The following is a 24,917-nucleotide window of genomic DNA, read 5'->3' on the forward strand; positions in this document are numbered from 1 at the left end:
GCGAGGGCCCGGGGCAGGGCCGAGCGCGGGCCTGGGGACCGTGGAACCGCTCAGGACCGTAACGGCGGGGCTGTGCAGTGCCCTCGCCGCGGGCTCGGACTCAGAAGGCCGAGGCGATCCCCGTGCCGTCCTCGATCTCCACGGCCACGGGATCGGCGTCCGGGTCCTGGGAGTCGTGGACGATGAGAACCGCCGCGGGATCCCCCGGGGGCAGTGCTCGGACCGTGACCACGCCGGAGCGCGCCTGGGAGAGGATCTCCGAGAGCTGCTTGGCGGTCGAGGCGAGCACCTCCGGAGAGGGCGGCGTGCCGCGCTCGTCCAGGATGTCCACCGCGACGCCCCGGGCGCGGGCAGCGCGGGTGAGTTCCAGGACGTGCGGGGTGGCGATGGAGCGGCCGCGGATGCTGTCCCGCAGCTGGGCCTCGGTGAGGCGGAACTGCTTCAGGTCGTAGTCGGTGACCACGGAGGACTCCTGGGCGATCTGCTCCAGCAGTCCGCCCGCGAGGCGCCGCACCTCGTCCACGCGGCGGCTCGAGGCGTGGCGCATGTCTTTCTCCGCCGAGTCCCGGCTGCGTGCCGCGTCCAGGATGCGCTGGGTCTCCTCGCGGCGGTGCATGAAGAAGACGTACTGGCGCTCGACCATCCAGGTCACGATCATCACGGCCACGCCCACCACATGGTATGCCTCGATGGGAATGAGCGTGCCGTTGACCACGGGCCAGCGCAGCAAGGACATCACGGTCACGCCCAGCCACACGAGCAGCGCCCAGCCGCGCCGCCGCCGCATGCCCAGGGCGAACAGCTCGGCGATGAAGCCCAGGTGGAACCACGGGGACTGCCCGGCGTCCATGGTCACCCGGGTGGCCTCGTAGCCCTGCTGCGCCGCCACCAGGAACAGCAGCGCACTCGCGGCGGTGGCCGTGACATGGAACCGGCGCCCGTTCCACGGCGGCACGGCCACGGTCAGCCCCGAGACCGCGTAGGCCGCGAGCGAGACCAGCATCTGCCGCGGCCGCTCCGCGGTGTCGAAGTGGATGACGGCGTCGATGAAGGGCGCGGTGAACGCGGCCAGCACGAACACGCCCATGAACCGGTTGGCGAACACCGTCCGCTGCACGGTCCTCACGGCGTCACGTCCCTGGGCCACACGAGGCTCACGCGGGTGCCGCGGCCGGGAGCGGTGTCCAGCTGCACGCGCCCGCCGATGGCGTCGAGGTTCTCCATGATGGACACCCGCACCCCGAGCCGGCGGTTGGGGACGTCGTGGTAGTTGAAGCCGCGGCCGTCGTCGGTGATGGTGAAGCGCAGGCAGAAGCCCTCGGGGTTGATGGCGCTGGGCTCGCACATCTCACCCTCCATGGACACCGTGGTGACCTCGCAGCCGGAGTGCCGGGCGCTGTTGGACACCGCCTCGGTGACGGCCTGCGTGAGCCCGTGGGCCACGTAGGCGGGGACGAACACGCGCGGCTCACCCACGGGTCGCATGGGCGCGCGGAGGTTGGTGAAGCGCACGCGGGAGCGCCAGGGGGCGAGGGAGTCCATGAGCTCGTCCATGAGGTCGTGCACCATCACGGTGTGTGCCCCCGTGGACCGGCTGGACTCCTCGGCCAGCACATCCAGGGCCCGGGCCGCGAGCTGGCGGGTCCGCCGGTGCAGGACCCCCTGGGACCGGGAGGCGTCCAGCAGCGCGGCCATGACGTTGTCGTGGATCAGCCGGTCGATCCGCTCCTGGTCCTCGGTCTCGGAGCGGCTGCGGCGCATCGCGAGGGTCTCGGAAAGGGCCTCGGCGTAGTTGAGGTCCATCCGCTCCACACCCCGCTTGCCCACGGTGATGATCATGATCAGCATCAGGCTGAACACGATGCGCGAGAGCCCCTCGCCCACCCAGGACTCCGCGGTGGGGTTCACGGTGATCATCTGGCTCGCCACCACGGCGTAGACGAATTCGATCAGCAGCATGTACAGGATCGCCGCCATGGGGCTCCACAGCACCGCGGCCGCGCCCACCGCCAGGATGATGAATCCGGAGATCCACGGGTTCTGGGGCAGTGGGTCGCCGGTCCAGGCCATGGGCAGCGCCAGGATGGAGGCGGCCACCACTGTGGTGTAGGCGAAGAACACCCGCGGCCGCACGGAGTGCCGCAGCCCGAAGTAGAGCGTGAATCCCGTGAGCACGCCCAGTGCCACCAGGAAGAACGTGTACCACCCGCGCAGCGACGTCTGCTGCTGCGCGAAGATCGGCAGCACCTCGATCAGGTGCGTCACCCCGAACACCCCGAAGCCGATCATGGCCAGCCAGTGCGCCCGGTAGGTGTAGACCCCCAGCTCACCGGGAGCGGTGGTCGCGAAGAACCGCTTCCACCGCAGCTGGGTGTTGACCATGCGGTAGGAGCGGGCTCTGTTCCCCGTGGTCCTGCCCGGACGGATCACGGAGCCCCCGGGGCGGGGGTCACAGCTTCTTCTCGGCGGTGGTGACGTCGTCCTCCGGGTCCACCAGGCCGTCCTCGATGGCACGGATGCGCAGGTCGATCTTGGTGGGCGCGGGGCGGCCGATGCGCGCGTACTTCTCGCGGATCCGGTCGATGTTGGTCTTCACCGCGGACTGCTTGATGCCCATACGGCGCGCCACCTGCACCTGCGCGAAGCCCGAGGCGTACAGCCGCAGGGTCTCGCGTTCCCGGGGGGACAGTGCGGCCCGGGAGAACTCGACGTCGCCGTCGATGGCGGCGGCCAGCTCCTTGGTGATCACGGGCTTGCCGTCCGCGATGGCGCGCGCCTCCTCGATGGCGTGCTCGAGCGGGTCCGACTTGCGCACGAGCCCCAGCGCTCCGGCCCGCAGGGCCTCGCGGATCAGCCCGGCGTTCTCCCCGATGCTGAAGATCAGCACCTTCATGCCGGCGCTGCGCAACCGCTCCACGTTGCTCGCCGGGCGGGACTTGTCCGCCAGCGAGAGGTCCAGCAGGACGACGTCGCACTCGATGCGCTTGGCCCCCTGCGCCGTGAGCGCGGGATTCTCCGGGTCCCGGCCCAACTGGTCCAGCAGCGTGGTCACCGAGTCCGAGGACCCCACAAGCTTGACGTCCGCGAGCGATGTCATGGACACCAGTCGGACGCCCTCACGAACCACTTCATGATCGTCGACTACCGCGACGAGTGTTGAAGGCATAGATGTTTCCTCCGTACTCCCCTGTGGAGGCCCAGCCCAGGCCTCCGACAGTACGGAAGTCTACTATTCCCATGCATTCGACATGGTCCATGCGTCCACTTTGCGGTGGTAGCGCATGCCCCACGCGCCGCCGAGCACCGCGCCCAGCAGCCCGAGCACGAGCAGCCCGGCCAGGGCCACGAGTCCCACGCCGGGGTTCGCGCCCACGAGTTCCTGCACGACCCACCGTGAGCCCTCCCGCGGGGTCGCACCGGTGGCCCACAGCAGGACCGCCGCGGAGGCGGCCGCGCGGGCGAGCAGGGACCACAGCCACACGCTGACCCCCTGCGCCACTCCGGAGAAGCGGGCCATGCGCCCCGCGGTGTATCCCCCCGCGAGCATGGACAGCAGCTCCACGAGACCCAGCACGACGACGCCGCCCCACAGCTGCGCTGCCCCCGGTTCCGACCACGCGCGGTCCAGGGTGCTGCCCGCGCCGCCGCTCACATCGAGGCCCACGCCGGGCCCGGCGAGGTCCGCGAGCCCGAGCAGCAGCGCGCCGAGGGCCAGGGCGACCAGCAGGCCCATGAGCCCGGGCAGGATCCGCATGCCCCCGAACCGCTGCCGCTGCCGCGCCCGCACCTGCTCCGCGCTCGGCCGTGCGACGGCCGTGGCACCGTCCTGCCCGGAGCGCACGGCCGGGCGCATGGTCTCCCACGAGGCCTCCGCCGAGATCCGGTCCGGGGAGCGGGTGAGGTGGTCGTCGCCCACGGGGTCCGCCGGCCCGCTGCGCTGGCTCCGCGGCTGCAGCCGACCCGAGGCCACCCCGGTGCGGCCCGTGGGTGCCGCCCCGCCCCGGGTGGGGACGGCGGCGTCCTCGGAGGAGGGCAGGGGAGCGGTGCGCGCGGCTTCGTGCCCGATGGGGACGGGTCCGGTGGCGCCCTCGGCGCCGGAGCCGGTTCCCGGGCGGGGCAGCGGGCGGGTGTCCTCGCCCGAACGGTCCGGGCCCACCTCGGTGTGGGCGCCGGTCCAGGGGGCGTTGCCGTCGTCGAAGGGATCGCGGGCGGTGGAGGGGGACATGCGAGAGGCCTCGATTCGGCGGGGAGTCCGGTGGGCGGGTCCCCAGAAGTGTATCGAGGGACCGCGTGCGGGCGGGCGGCGTGAGGCAGGTAACCTCGCAGTCATGGCTGACGTGAATTCCCGTGACTTCCTGGCGACCCGACCCTGGACGGCGAGCTACGACCCCGGGGTCCCGCGGGACCTGGACCTGCCTGAGACGTCCCTGGTGCACATGCTCGAGAAGTCCGTGGCCCGTCACGGCGCCAAGACCGCCGTGGAGTTCTTCGGCGCGGGCACCACCTACGCGCAGCTGGGGGACCAGGTCCAGCGCGTGGCCGAGGGGCTGCGCGTGCTGGGGGTGCAGGCCGGTGACCGCGTGGCGATCGTGCTGCCCAACTGCCCGCAGCACATCGTGGCGTTCTACGCGGTGCTGCGCCTGGGAGCGATCGTGGTGGAGCACAACCCGCTCTACACCACCCCGGAGCTGCGGCACCAGTTCGAGGACCACGGTGCCCGCGTGGTGATCGCGTGGGACAAGGTGGCCTCGCGGATCACGAGCATGCCCCAGGATCTCGCCGTGGAGCACGTGGTGGCCGTGGACATCACCACCGCGATGCCCGCCCCCATGCGCCTCGGGCTGCGGCTGCCACTCAAGAAGCTCGCCGCCCAGCGCCGCGAGCTCACCGGCGCCGCACCCGGCACCATCTCGTGGGCCTCCCTGCTGGACTCGACGCCGCTGCGCGCGGACCACCCGCGCCCCACCGCCACGGACACCGCCCTGCTGCAGTACACGTCCGGGACCACGGGCCTGCCCAAGGGGGCGATGCTCAGCCACCGGAACCTGGAGTCCAACGCCCTGATGGGTCAGCACTGGCTGGACAGCTCCTCCAACGAGGTGGTCTACGGCGTGCTCCCACTGTTCCACGCCTTCGGGCTCACGCTCGGGCTGACCTTCGCCATGTCCCTGGGGGCCAAGCTGGTGCTGTTCCCCACGGTGCGCGCGGACCTGATCCTGCGGGCCATGAAGAAGAGCATGCCCACCGTGCTGCCCGCGGTCCCGCCGGTCTACCAGAAGGTGCTCGACGCCGCCGAGGAGCAGGGCAAGGACCTCACCGGGGTCCGGGTGGCGGTCTCCGGCGCCATGAGTCTGCCTGTCCCCCTGGTCGCCACGTGGGAGGATGCCACGGGAGGCATGCTGATCGAGGGCTATGGGCTGACCGAGTGCTCCCCCCTGGTCGCGTGCAACCCCCTCAACGAGCACCGCCGCGCGGGGTCGATCGGCGTCCCCTTCCCCAGCACCGACATCCGCATGGTGGATCCCGAGACCGGCGAGGACGTGCCCGTGGACGCCGAGGGCGAGCTGCTGGTCAAGGGCCCGCAGACCACCCAGGGCTACTGGAAGCGCCCGGAGGAGACCGCCAAGCTGTTCACGGAGGACGGCTGGCTGCGCTCGGGCGACATCGTGACCGTGGACCAGGACGGTTTCCTGCGCGTGGTGGACCGGATCAAGGAGGTCATCATCACGGGCGGGTTCAACGTGGCGCCCACCGAGGTGGAGACCGCCCTGAAGCTGCACGACAGCGTGGCCGACGCCGCCGTGGTGGGGATACCCAACGACGACGGCAACGAGACCGTGGTGGCCGCCGTGGTGCTGGAGCCCGGGGTGACCCTCGACGAGGCCGCCCTGCGCCAGCACTGCTACGACAAGGTCACCCGCTACAAGGTCCCGCGGCGGATCATCGCCATGGACGACCTCCCCCGCACGATGCTCGGCAAGACCCTGCGTCGCGCCGTCAAGGAGGAGATCCTGTCCCAGGACTTGCTCAAGGGCTGAGGACTGCCCGCCCGGCGCACCCGTGGACCGGTTGGTCCGGGGCGGAGAGGAGAACGGTGATGGAGCTGCGGCAGCTCAGACAGTTCATCGCGGTGGCGGAGGAGCGGCACTTCGGGCGCGCGGCCGAGCGGCTGTCCACGGCCCAGCCCGCGCTGTCCCAGCAGATCCGCCAGCTCGAGGAGCGGCTGGGGGTCACGCTGCTGGAGCGCACCACCCGACGCGTGGACCTCACCCCCGCCGGTCAGCTGCTGCTGGACCGGGGCCGTCGGATCGTCACCGACGTGGAGGCGCTTGCCGCGGACGTCCGCCAGGTGGGTCGGGGATCGGCGGGTGCCCTGCGGCTGGGCTTCGCGGGTTCGGCCACCTACGGGACCATGCCGCGGCTCGCCCGTGAGGTGGCCCGCCGGCTCCCCGGCGCCACCCTGAGGCTGCAGGGAGAGATGTCCACCCCGGACATGGAGGCCGCCCTGCGTGGGCGCACCCTGGACGCCGCCGTCCTGCACCCTCCCGTGGCGTCCCCGGGGCTCGAGCGCCGGCTCGTGCGCCGGGAGCGGCTCGTGCTGGCCGTGCCCACGGGGTGCCCGCTCGCCACGGGCCGGCCCGTGCCCGCGAGTGCGCTCGCGGGCCGCCCGCTCGTGTGCCATGCGCCGGACTCCGCGGTCCACCGCGCGCTGGAGGAGATGTGCCGGGCCGCGGGCTTCGCGCCGCTGATCGGGCAGGTGGCCCGGGAGAGCTCCGCGGTGCTCTCCCTCGTGGCCGCCGGTGGCGGTGAGGCCGTGGTGCCCGAGGCCCTGCGTGCCCTGCAGCTGCACGGTGTCGCGTACGAGGAGCTCGCCGATCCGCCCGCGGTGGATCTCGCCGTGGCGTGGCGCAGCGAGGACCGCTCCCCGCTGCTGCGCACGGTCCTCACCATGCTCCAGGAGCTCGAGGACGCGGAGTGAGCCGGCGCTCGCGGGGCGGGCCGGGGCAAAGTACGTGTGGTCCTACCTGGGGACAAGGGGCTCGGGGGGGGGGTGTCGCACAGTGTGACGAACGAAGACATGGTCCTCGTCACGTCGCGACGCATCGTCCCAGGTGGGAAAGTATTTGCGGATTTATCGGATGGTTTACTTGCGTCTGGATGGACTTGCCACATAATGTGTTGATGTCGGTCGAAGTGGCCCGGGCGCATCCCCCCAAATACGCGCCTGGATGATCCCCCGGCTGGCCGGCGTCCCGATCTCCCCCAGATTCGGGATGTCCGACGGGTCCTGCCGATCCCCCAAGTGGCAGGACCCGTCCCCTGTTAACGGGTCTTTTCCCCGCCACCGCAGCCCCACTCCACGCCTCGGTCCCCTCGTGGGGTTCGTTCCACAGTGTCCAGAACGCGGCGCGGGTCCCTGACGGCGACGCCGCCGGAACGCTCGCCGGGGCGAGCCGGGCGGGCGCGGCGTCGGGCCGGAGCCGGCCGAGGACGGCGGCGGGTCAGGTCAGGCCCAGCTGCTCCAGCCTCGGCAGCACCGCGCGCGCAATGCGCACCAGCGCCGCCCGGTCCTGCTCTTCGAGCCGGTCCACGAAGGCCTCGCGGACCATGAGCAGGTGCGCGGGGGCGGCCCGTGCGATGGTGCGGCGGCCGTGCTCGGTGATCCCCACCATGAGTCCGCGGGCGTCCGTGGGGTGCGGGGAGCGGCGGATCATCTCGCGCCGCTCCATCCGCGAGAGCATGTGGGACAGCCGCGAGCGCTCCCAGCCCAGGGCACGCAGCAGCTCGCGCGAGGCCAGTTCACCGGTCTCGGACTCGGAGAGCGGCACCAGGATCTCGTACTCCGAGCCGGAGAGCTCGCTGTCCCGCTGCAGCTGCCGGTCCACGGCGCGCTCCATGCCGCGGGAGAGCCGCAGGAAGCTGCGCCACACCTCCTGCTCGGCGTCGCTGAGCCACGGGACGGGGCGGTCGGTGGGTGTGCTGTCCATGTTCCAGTGCTCCTCCGTGACGCGCCGCACCGCGGGACGGGTTTCTCAGGTGCGGGGATCGCGCCGGATCCAGTCCGAATCGTAGTAGTCGCCGCCCTCGGGGCGCTCACGCTCCCGGAGGCGCTCGGCGTAGTCGGTGGGGCGCAGCGGGGAGTCGTCGTCGTCCGGGCGGGTGAAGCGCGCCGTGGCCACGAGCCCGAAGCCGAGCCCCGCGCCCACGATCATGGTCATCCCGCCCACGATGAACGCCAGCACGTAGTCGTCCAGCAGGTCCGCGGGAACGGTGGGGCCCAGCCAGGACGGTACGACGAACGCCATGCCCAGGCACGCGAACCCGGGCAGCAGCAGGACGGCGGGGATCAGCCACAGCTTGGACCACGAGCGCCGCTCGGGCTCACCCGGGTCCTGGAGCACGGGCAGCGCGCGCGTTTGCACGAGCGCGTAGCCCAGCGCACCGAGCACCACGAGCACCGTGCCCACGACCCAGCCGAACCACACGTCCATGGCCACGAGCGCCAGCCCAGCCAGCACCCCCAGCATGATCACGGTGAAGGACAGCCCGCGCCCCATCCGTCGTGCCGCTCGGGCCGCGGCCGAACGCGCCGCAGGGTCCTCCGCGGCGGTGGCGGGGGCAGTGCCCGCCCCGGACGACGACGCCGACCGCGCCCCCTGCGCGGCGCTCCCGCGTGCGGTGCCCCGGCCCCCGGAGGTTCCCTGCGGAGCGTCGGGGCGAGCGGGCGGCGTCGTGCCCGCACCGGGGCCGGAGGCCTGCGCGGAGGGATCGAGGCGGATGCCGTACTGCGACCGGTCGCGCGCATCCCGGGTGCGGTCCTTCGTGGCCCCCGTTGCCGGGGCACCCGGCGCCGAGGCGTCGGGATCCGAGGCCTCGTGAGCCGAGGCGCGGGGATCCGGGGCAGGGGAGTCCGAGGGGTGGGGGTCCGACGAGCCGTGCTCGTCCCGTGGGCGCTGAACGGGGTTCATGGTGGCGATCCGGTGGAGTTCTCGGCGGTGCCGCGCGGGCCTGGCCGCGACGGACTGGACACCGCCACTGTAGTCCTCCCGGCCCGCGGGGTGGCGGGCCCACCGGTCATGCGCTGCGCCGTGCGTGGCGTAGCATCCAGGCACACCGAGGGCATCCAGGCACACCGAGGGAAGGGGCCGCCATGGCGCAGGAGACCGGAGCGCACGAGGACGAGCAGTACTCGACCGCGGGGCACTACGTCCACGCGGGGGAGGAGTTCACCCGCGACACCAGCTACATCGAGGACCGCATCGTGGCGGACCCGGAGCACGCCGAGCTCGCTGCGGGAGCCAGGGCGTGGCCCGTGGCGCCCGGTCGCTACCGGCTGATCGCGGCGCGGGCCTGCCCGTGGGCCAACCGCACGCTGATCGTGCGGCGGCTGCTGGGTCTCGAGGACGCGATCTCGGTGGGTCTGCCGGGCCCCACACACGACTCGCGCTCGTGGCGCTTCGACCTGGACCCGGACGGCCGGGACCCGGTGCTCGGCACGCAGGGGCTGCAGCAGAACTACTTCGCGCGCTTCCCGGACTACCCGCGCGGCATCACGGTGCCCGCCATCGTGGACGTCCCCTCGGGGCAGGTGGTCACCAACGACTTCTCTCAGATCACCGAGGACTTCGCCACCGAGTGGCGCGCGTTCCACCGCGAGGGCGCCCCGGACCTGTGGCCCGCCGAGCTGGTCCCGGAGATGCGCCCGGTGATGAAGCGCATCTACACCGAGATCAACAACGGCGTGTACCGCTGCGGCTTCGCCGGTTCCCAGCAGGCCTACGACGCCGCGTACGAGCGGCTGTGGACCGCCCTCGACTGGGTGGAGGACCGGCTGGGCACACGGCGCTACCTCATGGGGGAGCACATCACCGAGGCGGACGTGCGGCTGTTCACCACCCTGGTGCGCTTCGACCCCGTCTACGTGAGCCACTTCAAGGCCTCCCGCAACAAGCTCACCGAGATGCCGAACCTGTGGGGCTACGCCCGGGACCTGTTCCAGACCCCCGGTTTCGGGGACACCGTGGACTTCCAGCAGATCAAGGAGCACTACTTCGTGGTGCACCGGGACATCAACCCCTCGGGCATCGTGCCGCTCGGCCCCGACCTGTCGAACTGGACGACGCCGCACGGCCGGGAGTCCCTGGGCGGCTCGCCGTTCGCTCCCGGCGCCACGGCCCCCGGCCCGGTGCGCGCCGAGGAGCGGGTGGACCCGGAGCACACCCCGCTGGTCTGCTGAGCGGCGCCGGGTCGAGCCGGCCCGGGCGGAGCCGGCCCCGGGGTGAGCGGGCGGGGCGCTGAGCCGCTGCCGGGCCGGTCCGGCAGCGGCGCGCGGTGGTGGGAACCGCACAAATCACGGGCGGGGCCTTTTGTGCCCACCCCTCGGGACCGGTCCCGCGCGGAGCCACTAGAGTGGATCGGGTGCCTGGCGCCTGATCCCCGCGGCACTTCCGCGCGTCCACGGCCCCTGTGGTGGTTCGCGTGCGCCGTGTCCGGGACCGGGCCGGGCGGTCCCTCCAGGGCCGCCGCACGCCCCGCCCCGGTGCCACCTCCGGGGTCCACCGTCCCACCCGATCGAGGAGATCCATGGCCCCGTACCGCAACCAGCGCGCAGCAGCCCTTCCCGCACGGCTCTCCCGCTCGTGGCTGCTCACCTCCGCGGCGGACACCTCGCTCTTCGCGCCCGCCATGGCCTCGGAGGCGGACTCCGTGGTCCTGGACATCGAGGACGCCGTGCCGGAGGAGGACAAGGACCGCGCCCGCGAGGAGATGGTCGCCGCCATGCAGGACGGCGTGAGCGCGTGGGTGCGCATCAACGACATCTCCACCCCGCACTGGGAGAAGGACCTCGCCGCCCTGAGCGAGGTCCCCCAGCTGCGGGGCATCGTGCTGGCCAAGACCGAGCACCCGGACCACATCACCAAGACCGCCATGATGAGCCGAGCGGGCACCCCCGTGGTGGCGCTGATCGAGTCCGCCGTGGGCCTCATGAACGCCTACGACATCGCCCGCGCCCCGGGCGTCTTCCGCCTGGCCTTCGGCGTGGGGGACTTCCGCAAGGACACCGGTGCCTCGGGGGATCCCATGGCGCTCGCGTTCGCGCGCTCCACCCTGGTCACGGCCTCGCGCGTGGGTGAGCTGCCCGGGCCCATCGACGGGCCCAGCAACGGCGTGTCCGGTGAGGAGCTCGAGGCGGCCTGCAAGGTCACCCAGTCCATGGGCATGACCGGCAAGCTGTGCCTGGACCCGGCGCAGACCGACACGATCAACCACGCGCTGGCCCCCAGCGAGCAGGAGATCCGGTGGGCCCGGGAGATGATCGAGCAGGCGAACTCGGGCCACGGGGGCGCGGACGGCTCCTACCTGCCCCGCCTCGCGCGCGCCCGGAAAGTCTCCGAGCTCGCCGAGACCTACGGCCTCTGGAACAGCTGAGGCCGCGCGCCCCGCGGCGTCAGCGCTCGAAGCCCCAGCCGCGCAGCAGCCGCCCCACCGCGGGGTCCGCGAGGGACTCCACCAGGAAGTGGGTGGCCATGGGCTCGGTGTGGCCGAGCGGCGCCCCCAGCACCCACAGTCCCGCGGTGCGCGCGGCGGTGCTCCCTGCGGGGGAGTCCTCCACCGCGAGGGCGTCCGCAGGGTCCACGCCGAGCCTGCGCACGGCCTCCTGGTAGATGTCGGGCGCGGGCTTGCCGCGCGGCACGTCCTCCGCGCTGACCCAGGTCCGCAGCAGGTCCGCGATCCCCACGCCGTGCATCTTGCGGTCCAGGATCGCGCTCGTGGAGTTGCTCGCCACGGCCACCGGGACGTGCCGGGCCACCGTGCGCACCGTCTCGACCGCTCCTGGCAGGGCCTCAATCACCGCTCCGACCACCTCGGCCTCGGTGTCCACGAGCCGCGCGAGGACCTCGCCCTGCCCGGGGGCCGACGTCCCCCGCTCGCGCGCCACCTCGCCGGCGCGGCCCGTGATGAACGCGGCGATGTCCTGCGCGCAGAGTCCCATCAGGTCCGCCTCGGTGCGGGCGTCGATGTCCACCCCGTAGCCGGCCGCCACCTGCTTCTGCACGCGGGCCCACGCGCTCTCGGTGTCCATCAGCACGCCGTCGCAGTCGAAGACGACGGCGCTCGGGCGCCACTGCGGGTCCGGTCCGGGCAGGGTGGGTTCCATGCCTCCAGTCAACCACGCACCCGGGCGGGCGGCGCGCGGCGGCCGGGTGCGGCGTCGTCGTGCGGGGCGAGGGTCGCACCCCGCGCTGACTAGAGTGTGGGGCATGGCTGAGCAGGCAGGGAATTCAGGGGACACCACGGTGCGGCGCCTGGCCACCGAGTACGGTGTGGCCACCGAGTACGAGGGCTTCGACGGCGAGCACGAGAGCGTTCCGGACGCCACGCTGCGCAGCGTTCTCACCGCGCTGGGGGCGGACGTGTCCGACGACGACGCCGTGGCCCGCTCCCTGCGCGAGCGCGAGTCCGCGCCGTGGCGGCGGCTGCTGCCGCCCGTGGTGGTCACCGAGGTCGGCAGGGCGGCCACCGTGGCCGTGACCACCGCCCCGGGGGACACGGTGCGCGTGCGGCTGTGGCCGGAGGGGGACCAGGACGCGGAGCGTGCCCTGGAGCCCGCCGCGGACGAGGAGCCCGAGACGCGCGAGGTGGACGGTGAGCAGCGGCGTCGTGTGCCCTACGCGCTGCCCGCGGAGCTGCCCCTGGGCTGGTACCGGCTCGAGGCGGTCACGGGATCGGGTGAGCGCGCGAGGATCGACGTGGCCGTGACGCCGCGGCGGCTGAGCACCACCGACCGGCTGCGGGGGCGTCGGCGCTGGGGGTACATGGCGCAGCTCTACTCGGTGATGTCCTCGCGCTCGTGGGGGGTGGGGGACCTCTCGGACCTCGCCTCGCTCGCGGCGCTGAGCGGTGTGCAGGGCGCGGACTACGTGCTCATCAACCCCCTGCACGCGGCCGAGCCCGAGCCGCCCGTGGAGCCCTCCCCGTACCTGCCCTCGAGCCGCCGGTTCTTCAACCCCCTGTACCTGCGCGTGGCGGACGTCGCGGAGTTCCCCTACCTGCGCCCCGCGGACCGTGAGGTGGTGGACCGCCTGGCCGCGGTGCAGCGCAAGGCCGTGCTGGACCCCTCCTCGATCGACCGGGACCCGGCCTACGCCGCCAAGCTCAAGACCCTGGAGCTGCTCTACACCGTGCGCCGCTCGCCCTACCGCCAGCAGCAGCTGGAGGCGTTCGTGGCGCAGGCGGGCCAACCGCTGCAGGACTTCGCGCTGTGGTGCGCGCTGCGCGAGGAGTTGGGGGAGGACTCCCCGCTGTGGCGGGACGAGGCGCGCTCGCCCGGGTCCCCGTACGCGCAGGAGGCCCGCACCCGGCTGGCCCACCGGGTCAACTTCCACGTGTGGCTGCAGTGGCTGCTGGACGAGCAGCTCGAGGCGGCGCAGCGCGCGGCGCACCGCGCGGGGATGGACATCGGCGTGGTGCACGACCTCGCGGTGGGCGTGCACAAGCACGGCGCGGACGCCTGGGCGCTGCAGGACGCCATGGCGGCGGGCGTGAGCGTGGGTGCCCCCGCGGACATGTACAACCAGCTGGGCCAGGACTGGAGCCAGCCCCCGTGGCACCCCGAGAAGCTCGCGGAGCTGGGCTACCGGCCGTGGCGCCAGATGATGCGCACCATCTTCCGGCACGCCGGAGGGGTGCGGATCGACCACGTGGCGGGCCTGTTCCGGCTCTGGTGGATCCCCGAGGGCAACACCGCCTCGGACGGCACGTACGTCTACTACGACCACGAGGCCATGGTGGGCGTGCTGGCGCTGGAGGCCGAGCTCGCCGGCGTGGTGGTGGTGGGCGAGGACCTCGGCACGGTCGAGGACAGCGTGCGCGAGTACCTGGAGTCCAAGGGCGTGCTGGGCACCTCGATCCTGTGGTTCGAGATGGACGGGGACGTCCCCCGGGACCCGTCCCGCTACCGGGAGCTGTGCATGGCCTCGGTCAACACCCACGACCTGCCGCCCACGCCCGGGTACCTGGAGGGCGTGCAGCTGCAGCTGCGGGAGGACCTCGGGCTGCTGGCACGCTCCCCCGAGGAGGAGCGGGAGGACGCCCGCGCCCAGCTCGAGACGTTCTTCGCGGCCGTCACGGAGGCGGGGTACCTGCCCGGAGGTGCGGACGCCGACGCCGAGACGAAGGTCGAGGCGCTCTACCGCTACCTGTGCGATGCGCCGTCCCTGCTGCTCAACGTGTCCCTCGTGGACGCCGTGGGGGAGAAGCGGATCCAGAACCAGCCGGGCACCAGCGACGAGTACCCCAACTGGCGCGTTCCGCTCGCGGACGCGGACGGCCGGCCGGTGATGCTCGAGTCCCTGCCCAGGATGCCGCGCGTGCAGCGCCTCGTGGACGTGGTCAACGAGGCTCTGGGCACCCACCGGCGCACCTCCGCCGTGACCGCGCCCGAGCAGCCGGAGCGCCGGGACCTCGCGGACCCGTTCCGCAGCGCGTCCTGAGTTACGCCGTGCGGGGGTTGCCCCGGCCGGGCAATTAGGTGAGACTTCTCTTACCTAATCTCCTGGGTGAGGAGATGGGGCCGAAGGAAAGGCATCGGGGTGGCGGGCGCGGGTCATGGACGCGCCCCCACCCCGTTGCGCTATCCCGTGCATTCCGCCGGGAGCATTCTCGATGCGCACCCACGGGGTGCATGCCCGCAGGCCCACCGGGGCGTGGATCGGGGTCCCGAGAGGGGGTGCCGGGCCCGCCAAATTGGTCAGGCGAGCCCCACCGGCTAAGATCGAGGGGCGCTCACTCGCACCGTTCTGCTGTTCCACGTTTGCGAGAGAGCCCGCAGAAGCCTAGAATCTAAGGCTGTCGTGTGGTGGAGTCCATCTACCGGCGCCTTGATCTTCACCGTCTTCGTCGTAGCGAGTGCCCTGACCGGTACTGCCGCGGGGTAAGCACACATCACGCCCGGCGCGCGAACGGTGGCATTTTCTTGAGGTGGCGGATCACTCGTGGCCACGGCTGCTGGCGGAACACCGCCCGGCGGTCACCATGCGTGCCGTCATTTCGTCGACATTGGACATTGGAGGAGAACACTATGGCAGCGCACTGCCAGGTGACCGGGGCCCAGCCGGGCTTTGGCCACAGCATCTCGCACTCGCACCGCCGCACGAAGCGCCGGTGGAACCCGAACATCCAGAAGAAGCGCTACTGGGTGCCCTCGTTGCGCCGCAACGTGACGCTCAACCTGAGCGCCAAGGGCATCAAGGTGATCGACGCGCGCGGCATCGACGCCGTGGTCAACGAGCTCATCGCACGTGGGGAGAAGATCTGAGATGGCCAAGGACAAGGACGTACGTCCCATCATCAAGCTGAAGTCCACGGCCGGCACCGGGTTCACCTACGTCACCCGCAAGAACCGCCGTAACAACCCCGACCGCCTCGTCATGAAGAAGTACGACCCGGTGGTCCGCAAGCACGTCGATTTCCGCGAGGAGCGCTGAATCCATGGCCAAGAAGTCCAAGATCGCCAAGAACGAGCAGCGCAAGGTCATCGTCGAGCGCTATGCCGCCAAGCGCGCTGAGCTGAAGAAGACCCTCGTGGACGAGAACGCCTCCCCCGAGGCCCGCGAGGAGGCCCGCCTGGGTCTGCAGAAGCTGCCCCGTGACGCCTCCCCGATCCGCGTGCGCAACCGCGACCAGATCGACGGCCGTCCCCGTGGCACCTTCCAGCGCTTCGGCATCTCCCGTGTGCGCTTCCGCGACATGGCTCACCGTGGCGAGTTGCCCGGCATCTACAAGTCCAGCTGGTAATTTCTCACCCGGAAGGGCCGAGTGACCCCCGGTCGCGGTCCGTCCCAGAGAACGCCAACCAAGTCCAGGAGGACAAGCACATGGCTATGAACCGCAGCGAACTCGTTGCCGAGGTTGCCGAGAAGTCCGGCAACACCCAGGCCGCCGTCAACGGCGTGCTGGATTCTCTCTTCGAGGTCTTCGAGAGCTCCGTCTCCAAGGGCGAGAAGATCACCATCCCCGGGTGGATGTCCGTGGAGCGCACCGACCGTGCCGCTCGCCAGGGCCGCAACCCGCAGACCGGAGAGGCCATCCAGATCCCGGCCGGCCACGGTGTCAAGCTCACCGCGGGCTCCAAGCTGAAGGCTGCCGTCTCCTCCAAGTGAGGCAGGTCTGCACGGGTGCCTCACCCGTGACTGCTCAAGGGACCGTTCACGCACTCGCGTGAACGGTCCCTTCGTGCATCCCCGCCCGCATCCCCCGCACCCCGCCGTGTTCCCGCCGCCGGTGTTCGGGCCCAGGTGGCCCTGGGCGCGAACACCTGCACCCCGGCGCACCCTTCGAGTGCGTGGGGCGCGTCACGGGCCAGAGGGGAGCGCGGTCCGTGTCCCGGCGGTGGTCGAACTCCCGCGGGCCGTGGCGCATAATGGAGGACGAATCCCATTGCGTCTGCCTCGGAGGTGTCCGGTGTCCCCTCGCGCCCACCGGCTTGCCCGGGGATGGGTTGCCGCCGTGGTGGCCACCACCCTCGCCGCGGCCTCCCACGCCGCCGTGGGGGGAGGCTGGCCCTCGCCGCTGCTCGTGGCACTGTCCACGTGCCTGGCCGCACCCGTGTGCATGCTGCTGGCCGGGCGCGTCCTCTCGCGGGGCGCCGTGGCAGCAAGTGTCGCGCTCTCCCAGGCGCTGCTCCACACGCTGTTCGCCCAGTCCGGCGGCGCGGTGCACACCGTGGACCACACCCACCACCACCTCGCGGCCGCCACGGACGGCCCTACCGTGGTGATCACCGCGGCCCCCGTCGTGGCCCACCACGGTGGCGGCATGCTCGTCGCCCACGCCGTGGCCGCGCTGGCCACCTACCTGCTGCTGCGCCACGGGGAGGTCGCGGCCTTCCGGCTGCTCGACGCCTTCTCCGTGCGCGTGCTGCGCATCCTCGCGCCCGTGCTGCGCCCGGTCACGGTGGAGGTGCCCCGGCGCACCTCCTGGACCTCGCCGCGCGCACTCACGCCCCAGCTCCTGCTGCCCTCGGTCTGCAGGTACCGCGGACCGCCCGCGTTCGCCTAGGCATCGGACGGGCCCCGCGCCCCGTGGATCCGATGCCGCCCCGGCGTCCATCGCATCCACCCCGCCGCACCAGTGCGGCCCGTCCGCGCCCTTCGGCGCAGGAGCACCCATGTCACACCGTCACACCCGTTCAGATTCCACCGTGCGGGCGGTCGCCCGCACGGCACCCCCGCTCTCCGCCGGTGGGCCGCCCGCGACGGCCGCCCTCCGAGGGCCCGGGGCGGCGCTCACCGCGGTCCTCGCGGTGCTGCTCGCCATGGTCCTCGCGCTGGCCGCCTCCGGCCCGGCGCAGGCCCACGACGAGCTCGTGCGCACCACCCCCGAGTCCGGTGCCACCCTGGAGAAGGCGCCGACGACGCTGGACCTCACCTTTTCCGGCAACATCCAGGACATCGGCAGCGAGGTCCGGGTCACGGACTCCCACGGGACGGACATGACCCGCGGCAAGCTCGCGGTGCAGAACACCAAGGTGTCCCAGCCGCTGCGCGAGGGCGGGAGCACGGACGAGACGTACACGGTCACGTGGCGCGTGGTCTCCCAGGACGGGCACCCCATCGAGGGGACCTTCTCCTACTCCGTGGGCAAGGGCTCGGGGACCACGGCGGCTCCGGCGCCCGTGGCCTCCACTTCCCAAGGTGCGGGGGAGGCCAGCGGGGACGCCGGCCAGCAGAACGTGAGCGGCACGGGGGTGCCCAGTTGGGTGCTGCCCGTGATCGGCGGCGTCGTCGCGCTGATCCTGCTGCTCGTGGTCCTCGCCTTCGCCACCCGTCCGCGGCAGCGCTGACACCCGGACCGGCAGGCAGGGCGCGCCCCGCGCCGGTCCCGACCACTCATCACACTCATCGACCGAACGGTGCCTGCCCCGTGAGGCCGGGCCTGCCCACGCGGTGGAGTCCGAGCCCCGGAGCGGACCGCGCGGGCACGGCGGGGACCTCGGCGTCCCCGGCCCGGCACCCGCACCCCGCGGGAACCACCACGCAGGGCGAGCCGCGGTACATGCCATGGGCAGCATGCCACCCGTGGCGGCCCGCCGGCACCCGACGGTCGCACACTCGAAGGATTCACACCATGAACACCACCACCCACACCTCCTCCCGCCCCGACCGACGCGTGCGTCCCGCCCACCGGGCGGTGGCGGCCGTCACCGTGCTGGGGCTGGGCCTCGCCGCGCTGACCGGCTGCTCCGCGCAGAACGGTGAGCAGGCGCCGTCGGCCTCCGGCAGCAGCTCCGCCTCCCACGCCGCGGCCGCCGGGGCCCTGAAGATCGAGGACGGCTGGGCGAAAGCCGCGGACTCGGGCATGACGGCCGTGTTCGGCAAGGTCACCAACACCTCGGACAAGGAGGTCACGCTCAAGAGCGCGGCGGCCCACGGCACCGCGGACGACGTCCAGATGCACGAGACCGTGAAGGATCCAAAGACCGGGGCCACGGAGATGAAGGAGAAGAAGGACGGCTTCACGATCGCCCCCGGGCAGAGCGTGAACCTGGAGCCGGGCGGGAACCACATCATGCTGATGGGCCTCACGTGCTCGCTCAAGGCAGGCAGCGACCTCACGCTGCAGCTGGAGACCGACGGCGGCACCCAGGACGTGAGCGTCCCGGTGCGCGACTACTCGGGCGCCAAGGAGAACTACGCACCGGGCGAGGAGGCGAGCGCGTCCGCGAGCGATCACGGCTCGGACGCCTTCCACGGCTCCCACGGGAGTGGCTCGGGCGAGCATGCATCCCACGGCGGGATGGACATGTCCTCGCCCTCCTCCTCCGCACTGCCGGAGTGCCATGCCCACTGATCCCAGCCCTTCCCCCTCGGGATGGAGTCGGCGATCGCTCCTCACGGGAGCGGTCGCCGGCGCCGGCGCCACGGGTCTCGGCGCGGTCTCGGCCGCCGCCCTGGGCGCCGGGGATCCCCGCTTCTCCTCCGAGCAGGGCCTGCCCCGGCACGGGCTGGCCACGGAGCCCTTCCACGGCGCCCGGCAGGCCGGCGTGGCCACGCTGCCCCAGGCCTTCAGTGCTTTCGTCGCGCTTCGGCTCGCGGACGGCGCCACCAGGGACTCCCTGCGGCGGCTGCTGCGGGTGCTCACGGACGACGCCGCGGCGCTGACCCAGGGCCGGGCCCCGCTCAACGACCAGGAACCGTGGCTCGCGGAGAACCCCTCGCGGCTCACGGTCACCGTGGGCTTCGGCCCCCGTGCAATGGAGCTCGTGGACCGCACACGCTCCCCGTCCTGGCTGCGGCCCCTGCCCGCCTTCGGGGTGGACCGGCTGCAGCCCCGGTGGGGCCAGGGCGACCTGCTGATCCAACTGTGCTGCGACGACAAGCTGACCCTGGCCCACGCGCAGCGCGTGCTGCTCAAGGACGTGCGCTCCTTCGCGAGCGTCAAGTGGGTCCAGGACGGCTTCCGCAACACCGTGGGGGCCACCCCGGACGGTCAGACGACACGGAACCTGTTCGGCCAGCTGGACGGCACCGTCAACGCCTACCCGGGGGAGCCCGACCACGAGAAGGTGGTCTACGGCCAGGGCGGCTTCGAGCCGTGGATCCAGGACGGCACCTCCGTGGTGATCCGGCGCATCCACATGAACCTGGACACGTGGGACGAGGCGGACACCCCCGCCCGCGAGGACGCCGTGGGGCGCCGCCTCTCGGACGGGGCGCCACTGACCGGCGGCAGCGAGCACGACGAGCCGGACTTCGAGGCCAAGGGACCCCTGGGGTTCCCGGTGATCTCCTCCTACAGCCACGTGCGCCGCTCCCGCAGCGAGAACCCGGACGAGAAGATCTTCCGCAGGGTCTACAACTATGATCTGGCGGTGAGCAACGCCTCCGGGCAGAGCCGCTCCGGGGACGTCTCGGGCGGGGTGTCCAACACGGGGCTGATCTTCGCGTCCTACCAGTCGGACCCCGACAGGCAGTTCGTGCCGATCCAGAAGCGGTTGGACGAGCTGGACATGCTGAACACGTGGACGGTGCCGATCGGCTCCGCGGTGTTCGCGATCCCGCCGGGCTGCCAGCCGGGCGGGTTCATCGGGGACGTGCTGTTCAACTAGCGCGTTCACCACGCACGGTCCCGCCATCACGGCGCCAGGACACCACCGCGATCGGTCGAGGGGCCGAAGGAGCACTGATGAGCACCACCGCACGGAACCGGGGCCGAACCCGGGAGCGCACGAACGGCCCGGCCGGGCGCACCTCTGCGCCCGGGGACGGCGGGGTGAGCGTCAGCCCGTGGAGCATCTCGCTCGTGCTGGTGGCGGCCATGCTCGGCATGGCGGCCGCGCTGCTGTACGGCGGTGCGGCCGCACCCCGGCAGGTGGCGGATCCGGGCACCCTCGTGCGCTGGGGGCTGCCCGTGGTGGAGACCGTGCACAACATCGCCATGACCGTGGTGATGGGCGGACTGCTGCTGGCCATCGGGGTGGTGCCGCGCTTCGCGGACACCACCCGCAAGCGCCCGCCCCGCAACAGCAAGGAGCAGGTGGGGGAGCCCGAGCACCCGGTGTACCGCTCCGTGCTGCAGCTCGTGGAGGCCGCGTCCGTGGTGTGGACGGTCTCCGCGGTGGCGGTGCTGGTGTTCACGTACGCGGACGTCTCCGGCTCGGGCTTCGGCCGGGGAGCGGGCTACACCCAGCAGCTGCTGCACTACGTCACGGAGATCTCCACGGGCCAGTCCCAGGCGGTGATCATGATGGTGGCCGCCGTGGTCACCACGCTGGTGTTCGGCGTGCGCGCGCTGCTGGGGCTGTTCTGCACGCTGGCGCTGTCCTTCGTGGCCCTCGTGGCGCTGGCCCTGAACGGGCACGCCGCCGGCGGTGCGGACCACATGGGCGCGGTCAACTCCCTGGGGCTGCACCTGCTGGGCGTCAGCCTGTGGGTCGGCGGGATCGTGGTGCTGGTGTGGGTGGGGCCGCTGCTGTCCCGCGAGTCCACGGTGGTCAGCCGCCGCGGTGGCACCACGCACCGGGAACCGCTGCTCGCGGTGGTGCTGCGCCGCTACTCCGTGGTGGCCCTGGGCTGCTACGCCCTGGTGTTCTTCTCGGGGATCGTCAACGCCGCGGTGCGCATCGGCACGTGGGAGCAGCTGGGCTCGTCCTACGGGGTGCTCGCCCTGACCAAGCTCGTGCTGACCCTGCTGCTCGCGGCGGCGGGCTTCGCCCACCGGCAGTGGCTCATCCCCGGGGTCGCGGAGGGCTCGCGCTCGCGCACGGCCACGCTGTGGCGCGTGATCGTGGTGGAGGTCTTCCTCATGGGCCTGCTCATGGGGATCGCCACGTCCCTGAGCCGCACCGCCCCGCCCGTCCCGGAGGAGCTCGCCCCGGACGCCTCACCCGCACGGATCCTCACGTGGTACGAGCTGCCCCCGGAGCCCACCCTCGCCCACTGGTTCACCACGTGGCGCTGGGACTGGTTCTGGGTGGCCGTGGTGCTCTTCATGGCCGTGGTGTACCTGTGGGCCGCGGTGAAGGTGTGGCGCCGCGGGGACACGTGGTCCGCGCTGCGCACGGTCTCCTGGTTCGTGGGCCTGGCCGCCCTGGTCTACGCCACGTGCGGCGGGGTCTCGGTGTACGCCCGCGTGCTGTTCTCGGCGCACATGGTGGAGCACATGACGCTGACCATGATCATCCCGCTGTTCCTGGTCTCCGGCGCGCCGGTCACGGTGATCCTCAAGGCGCTCGAACCCCGCCGGGACGGCACCCGCGGTCCGCGCGAGTGGATCCTGCGCCTCGTGCACTCCACGTGGGGCAGGATCGTGACCAACCCGATCTTCGCGGGGGCGAACTTCGCGTTCTCGATCGTGCTGTTCTACTTCACGGACCTCTTCCGCTTCACCCTGCGCTACCACGTGGGCCACGAGTTCATGATGGTCCACTTCCTCTTCACGGGGTACATGTTCGCGCTCGTGCTGATCGGCATCGACCCCATTCCGCGCCGTCCCAGCTACCCCATGCGCCTGGTGCTGCTGCTGGCCACCATGGCGGCGCACGCGTTCATCGGCATCAGCATCATGAGCCTCACGTCCGTGATGCAGGCCTCGTGGTTCGGCAACATGGGCCGCCCGTGGGGGCTCACCGCGCTGGAGGACCAGGAGCTGGGCGGCATGCTGATGTGGGGCATCGGGGAGTTCCCCACGTTCCTGCTGGCCGTGATCATGGCGGTGCTGTGGGCCATGGAGGGCAGCAAGGAGAACAGGCGCGTGGACCGGCAGGCGGACCGCACGGACGACGCCGAGCTGCGCGCCTACAACGAGATGATGGCCGAGCTCGCCGAGCGGGACGAGTCCCGCCGCTGACCCCGCCTCCCAGCGGGCCCGCCACCGTGCGCGTGGGCACGACGCCGCACGGTCGCCGCGGGAGCGGTCGTCCCGTTCCCGGTGCGGGCGGCGTCGTCCCCGGCGCCGTGGGCAGAGCCTGTGTGACGAGCCGCGTGTGCGGGGCGTCATGCGGCGCGCGGGAAGCGTGGGCGCGCCGCTAGCGTTGGCAATGACAGATACCTGACCCCCGTGGAAGGACCCCCGTGACCGCTGCACGCATGACCACACCCGTTCGCGCCTCGGAGCTGGAGGGCCGGGCCTGGCTCAACACCGGCGGCGAGGCGCTGGACCTGCAGTCGCTGCGGGGCAAGATCGTGATCCTGGACTTCTGGTCCTTCTGCTGCATCAACTGCCTGCACGTGCTGGACGAGCTGCGCCCGCTCGAGGAGCAGTACGCGGACGTGCTGGTCACGGTGGGCGTGCACTCCCCGAAGTTCGAGCACGAGGCCGATCCGGACGCCCTGGCCGCCGCGGTGGACCGCTACGAGCTCACCCACCCCGTGCTGGACGACCCCGAGCTGCGCACGTGGGACGCCTACACGGCGCGCGCGTGGCCCACCCTGGTGGTCGTGGACCCCGAGGGCTACATCGTGGCGCACCTGTCCGGGGAGGGCCACGTGCAGGGGCTGGAGTCCCTGGTCACGGAGCTCGTGGCGGAGCACGAGGCCAAGGGCACGCTGCACCGCGGGGACGGACCCTACGTGCCGCGCCCGCAGCCCGAGGGGGACCTGCGTTTCCCCGGCAAGGTGGTCGCGCTGCCGGACGGCTCGTTCATGGTCAGCGACACCGGCCATCACCGCCTCGTGCAGCTGGAGTCGGACCTCACCACGGTGCGGCGCGCCATCGGCTCGGGTGCGCGCGGCTGGTCGGACGGCCCGCGGGACGTGGCCCGGTTCAACGAGCCGCAGGGCATCGCGGTGCTGCCGGGCAGGCTGCGCTCGGAGGTCGGCTACGATCTCGTGGTCGCGGACACCGTCAACCACCGGCTGCGCGGGGTGGACCTGGGCTCCGGCTCGGTGCGCACCCTCGCGGGCAACGGTGTGCAGCGCCTGCTCGACGACGCCCGCGCCCGGGGCGTGGACCCCAACGAGATCACGGACACGGAACCCACGTCGGTCGCGCTGTCCTCCCCGTGGGACGTGGTGTGGTCCGACGCCGCGGACACCCTGGTGGTCGCCATGGCCGGAACCCACCAGCTGTTCTCCTTCGACCCGCGCACCGGGGCGCTCGCCGTCCTCGCCGGCACGGGAGACGAGGGGCTGCGCGACGGCTCCGCCCACGAGTCCTGGTTCGCCCAGCCCTCGGGTCTGGCCCAGGACGCGCACGGGGACGTGTGGGTGGCGGACTCCGAGTCCTCCGCGCTGCGGCGCGTCCGGCTGCCGGGTCACGACGCCGCCGCGCCGGGTGCCGCTGCCGCCCCGGCTGCCGGGTCGGAGGGGATCTTCGCCCGCGCGGTGGACGCGCTGCCCTCCGGCGCGGCCTCCACGACACCCTCCACGGGGGCGGCGGCGCCCTCCGACGGGGCGACGACGCCCGGGGGCGTGGGTGCCCCCGGCACCGGCGCGGCCACGGTGGACTCCGCCGTAGGGCTGGGGCTGTTCGACTTCGGCTTCCGGGACGGCCCCGCCGCGGACGCCCGGCTGCAGCACTGTCTGGGGGTCACCGTGCTCCCGGACGGCTCCGTGGCGGTGGCGGACACCTACAACGGTGCCGTGCGGCGCTACGACCCCGCCACGGACGAGGTCACGACCCTCACCCGCGGCCTGGCCGAGCCGTCCGACGTGCTGCTGGACACCACCCACGAGGACCCCGTGCTGGTGGTGGTGGAGACCAACGCGCACCGGCTCGTTCGGGTGCCGGTGCCCCGGCAGGCCCTCACGGTGGACGAGGGGGCGGCCCAGGTGCAGCGCAAGCGCACCCAGCTGGCCCCCGGTGAGCTCGAGCTCGCGGTGCGCTTCGCCGCCCCCGCCGGGCAGAAGCTCGACACCCGCTGGGGGGATCCCACCCAGCTGAAGGTCTCCGCGTCCCCGGAGGAGGCCCTCGCGTCCGGTGGGGGAACGGCCCAGGGGCTCACCCGCACCCTGCGCCTCGCCGAGGGGGTCACCGAGGGCGTCCTGCACATCTCGGCCCGCGCGGCCGCGTGCGACGGCTCTCCGGACGGGGAGATCCCGGACCACGCCGCGTGCCACCTGTACCAGCAGGACTGGGGGATCCCGTTCCGCGTGGATCCTGCGGCGCCATCCGAGCTCACGCTGGACCTGCGCGGCACGGACTGAGCGGCACGGGCGGCACGCCGGAACCCGACGCCGCCCGGCACGGCTGGGGTGGACCGCCCTGGCGCGGGACGGCCCGTGCGGCGTCGTCCCGCGGGCGCGCCCCAGGGCGCGAGGTGGCCCGGGCACCCGCTGGCCACCGCGTGGACCGCGCCCCGCGCGCGGCAGACTTCGGACCCGGCGTCGGGCCCGCGGGCGGCTTCACCGCCCGCGGTGCGCGCGGCACGACACCCGGGCCGGGCGGCGTCGTGCGGAGGCGCGCCGTGGTGCGGG

At 72.5% G+C, this 24,917-nt stretch carries 22 protein-coding genes; 15 read left to right on the top strand and 7 right to left on the bottom strand.

The window, feature by feature from the left end; genetic code table 11:
* Positions 1 to 100: 100 nt before the first annotated feature.
* The 4 genes from KRH_RS01675 to KRH_RS01690 all read right to left on the bottom strand — a co-directional run bounded on the left by KRH_RS01675 (position 101) and on the right by KRH_RS01690 (position 4,225).
* Complete coding sequence (locus KRH_RS01675) at positions 101 to 1,147, bottom strand: hypothetical protein (protein ID WP_012397422.1); 1,047 nt, start codon at positions 1,145 to 1,147, stop codon at positions 101 to 103.
* Positions 1,123 to 2,382 carry an ATP-binding protein gene (locus KRH_RS01680; protein WP_012397423.1) on the bottom strand — a complete coding sequence of 420 codons (1,260 nt, stop codon included), beginning with the start codon at positions 2,380 to 2,382 and terminating at the stop codon, positions 1,123 to 1,125. Before KRH_RS01680 ends, KRH_RS01675 begins: the two co-directional genes overlap by 25 nt.
* 67 nt (positions 2,383 to 2,449) lie before the next feature.
* Complete coding sequence (locus tag KRH_RS01685) at positions 2,450 to 3,166, bottom strand: response regulator transcription factor (protein WP_012397424.1); 717 nt, start codon at positions 3,164 to 3,166, stop codon at positions 2,450 to 2,452.
* A 63-nt stretch (positions 3,167 to 3,229) separates the two neighbouring features.
* Positions 3,230 to 4,225 (bottom strand): hypothetical protein, encoded by a 996-nt coding sequence (locus tag KRH_RS01690; RefSeq protein WP_012397425.1) that lies wholly within the window; start codon positions 4,223 to 4,225, stop codon positions 3,230 to 3,232.
* 103 nt (positions 4,226 to 4,328) lie between these two features.
* Here KRH_RS01690 and KRH_RS01695 point away from each other — a divergent pair, with 103 nt between their 5' ends.
* Both KRH_RS01695 and KRH_RS01700 read left to right on the top strand, forming a co-directional pair.
* The gene (locus KRH_RS01695) at positions 4,329 to 6,038 is read left to right on the top strand and encodes a long-chain-fatty-acid--CoA ligase (RefSeq protein WP_012397426.1); all 1,710 of its coding nucleotides are present in this window, start codon (positions 4,329 to 4,331) and stop codon (positions 6,036 to 6,038) included.
* Positions 6,039 to 6,097: 59 nt separating this feature from the next.
* A complete protein-coding gene (locus tag KRH_RS01700) occupies positions 6,098 to 6,979 on the top strand; it encodes a LysR substrate-binding domain-containing protein (protein ID WP_012397427.1) in 882 nt (293 codons plus the stop codon).
* 523 nt (positions 6,980 to 7,502) lie between these two features.
* Here the strand turns inward: KRH_RS01700 and KRH_RS01705 are convergent.
* Together KRH_RS01705 and KRH_RS01710 are read right to left on the bottom strand one after the other, a co-directional pair.
* Positions 7,503 to 7,988 carry a MarR family winged helix-turn-helix transcriptional regulator gene (locus KRH_RS01705; RefSeq protein WP_012397428.1) on the bottom strand — a complete coding sequence of 162 codons (486 nt, stop codon included), beginning with the start codon at positions 7,986 to 7,988 and terminating at the stop codon, positions 7,503 to 7,505.
* A 45-nt stretch (positions 7,989 to 8,033) separates the two neighbouring features.
* On the bottom strand, positions 8,034 to 8,969 hold the full coding sequence (locus tag KRH_RS01710; RefSeq protein WP_105590549.1) for a hypothetical protein: 936 nt from the start codon (positions 8,967 to 8,969) through the stop codon (positions 8,034 to 8,036).
* Between the two features lie 182 nt (positions 8,970 to 9,151).
* Between KRH_RS01710 and KRH_RS01715 the strand changes: the two genes are divergently transcribed.
* On the top strand, positions 9,152 to 10,237 hold the full coding sequence (locus tag KRH_RS01715) for a glutathione S-transferase family protein (protein WP_012397430.1): 1,086 nt from the start codon (positions 9,152 to 9,154) through the stop codon (positions 10,235 to 10,237).
* Between the two features lie 347 nt (positions 10,238 to 10,584).
* Complete coding sequence (locus tag KRH_RS01720) at positions 10,585 to 11,430, top strand: HpcH/HpaI aldolase/citrate lyase family protein (RefSeq protein WP_012397431.1); 846 nt, start codon at positions 10,585 to 10,587, stop codon at positions 11,428 to 11,430.
* A 19-nt stretch (positions 11,431 to 11,449) separates the two neighbouring features.
* On the opposite strand, the gene KRH_RS01725 is transcribed toward KRH_RS01720, so the two are convergent.
* On the bottom strand, positions 11,450 to 12,160 hold the full coding sequence (locus KRH_RS01725) for an HAD family hydrolase (RefSeq protein WP_012397432.1): 711 nt from the start codon (positions 12,158 to 12,160) through the stop codon (positions 11,450 to 11,452).
* A gap of 103 nt (positions 12,161 to 12,263) precedes the next feature.
* Here KRH_RS01725 and malQ point away from each other — a divergent pair, with 103 nt between their 5' ends.
* From malQ to KRH_RS01780, 11 genes are all read left to right on the top strand, one after another.
* Positions 12,264 to 14,495 (top strand): 4-alpha-glucanotransferase, encoded by a 2,232-nt coding sequence (malQ, locus tag KRH_RS01730; protein ID WP_012397433.1) that lies wholly within the window; start codon positions 12,264 to 12,266, stop codon positions 14,493 to 14,495.
* A 587-nt stretch (positions 14,496 to 15,082) separates the two neighbouring features.
* The gene (gene rpmB / locus KRH_RS01735; protein ID WP_012397434.1) at positions 15,083 to 15,319 is read left to right on the top strand and encodes a 50S ribosomal protein L28; all 237 of its coding nucleotides are present in this window, start codon (positions 15,083 to 15,085) and stop codon (positions 15,317 to 15,319) included.
* 1 nt (position 15,320) lies between these two features.
* A complete protein-coding gene (rpmG, locus tag KRH_RS01740) occupies positions 15,321 to 15,488 on the top strand; it encodes a 50S ribosomal protein L33 (protein WP_012397435.1) in 168 nt (55 codons plus the stop codon).
* A 4-nt stretch (positions 15,489 to 15,492) separates the two neighbouring features.
* A complete protein-coding gene (gene rpsN, locus KRH_RS01745; protein ID WP_012397436.1) occupies positions 15,493 to 15,798 on the top strand; it encodes a 30S ribosomal protein S14 in 306 nt (101 codons plus the stop codon).
* Positions 15,799 to 15,878: 80 nt separating this feature from the next.
* Positions 15,879 to 16,163, top strand: a complete 285-nt coding sequence (locus KRH_RS01750) for an HU family DNA-binding protein (protein ID WP_012397437.1) — start codon at positions 15,879 to 15,881, stop codon at positions 16,161 to 16,163.
* Positions 16,164 to 16,509: 346 nt separating this feature from the next.
* Positions 16,510 to 17,061: a hypothetical protein gene (locus tag KRH_RS01755; RefSeq protein WP_226905777.1), complete on the top strand. Its 552-nt coding sequence runs from the start codon at positions 16,510 to 16,512 to the stop codon at positions 17,059 to 17,061.
* Between the two features lie 109 nt (positions 17,062 to 17,170).
* Positions 17,171 to 17,845, top strand: a complete 675-nt coding sequence (locus KRH_RS01760) for a copper resistance CopC family protein (protein WP_012397439.1) — start codon at positions 17,171 to 17,173, stop codon at positions 17,843 to 17,845.
* 284 nt (positions 17,846 to 18,129) lie between these two features.
* Entirely contained in the window at positions 18,130 to 18,852 is a 723-nt protein-coding gene (locus KRH_RS01765) for a copper chaperone PCu(A)C (RefSeq protein WP_012397441.1), read from the top strand.
* Complete coding sequence (locus tag KRH_RS01770; protein ID WP_012397442.1) at positions 18,842 to 20,110, top strand: Dyp-type peroxidase; 1,269 nt, start codon at positions 18,842 to 18,844, stop codon at positions 20,108 to 20,110. Before KRH_RS01765 ends, KRH_RS01770 begins: the two co-directional genes overlap by 11 nt.
* Before the next feature lie 77 nt (positions 20,111 to 20,187).
* The gene (locus tag KRH_RS01775; RefSeq protein ID WP_012397443.1) at positions 20,188 to 22,350 is read left to right on the top strand and encodes a cytochrome c oxidase assembly protein; all 2,163 of its coding nucleotides are present in this window, start codon (positions 20,188 to 20,190) and stop codon (positions 22,348 to 22,350) included.
* Positions 22,351 to 22,589: 239 nt separating this feature from the next.
* Positions 22,590 to 24,647, top strand: a complete 2,058-nt coding sequence (locus KRH_RS01780) for an NHL domain-containing thioredoxin family protein (RefSeq protein ID WP_041297272.1) — start codon at positions 22,590 to 22,592, stop codon at positions 24,645 to 24,647.
* Positions 24,648 to 24,917: the final 270 nt, after the last annotated feature.

The sequence above is a fragment of the Kocuria rhizophila DC2201 genome, from assembly GCF_000010285.1.
In the GTDB taxonomy this organism is placed as follows: domain Bacteria; phylum Actinomycetota; class Actinomycetes; order Actinomycetales; family Micrococcaceae; genus Kocuria; species Kocuria rhizophila_A.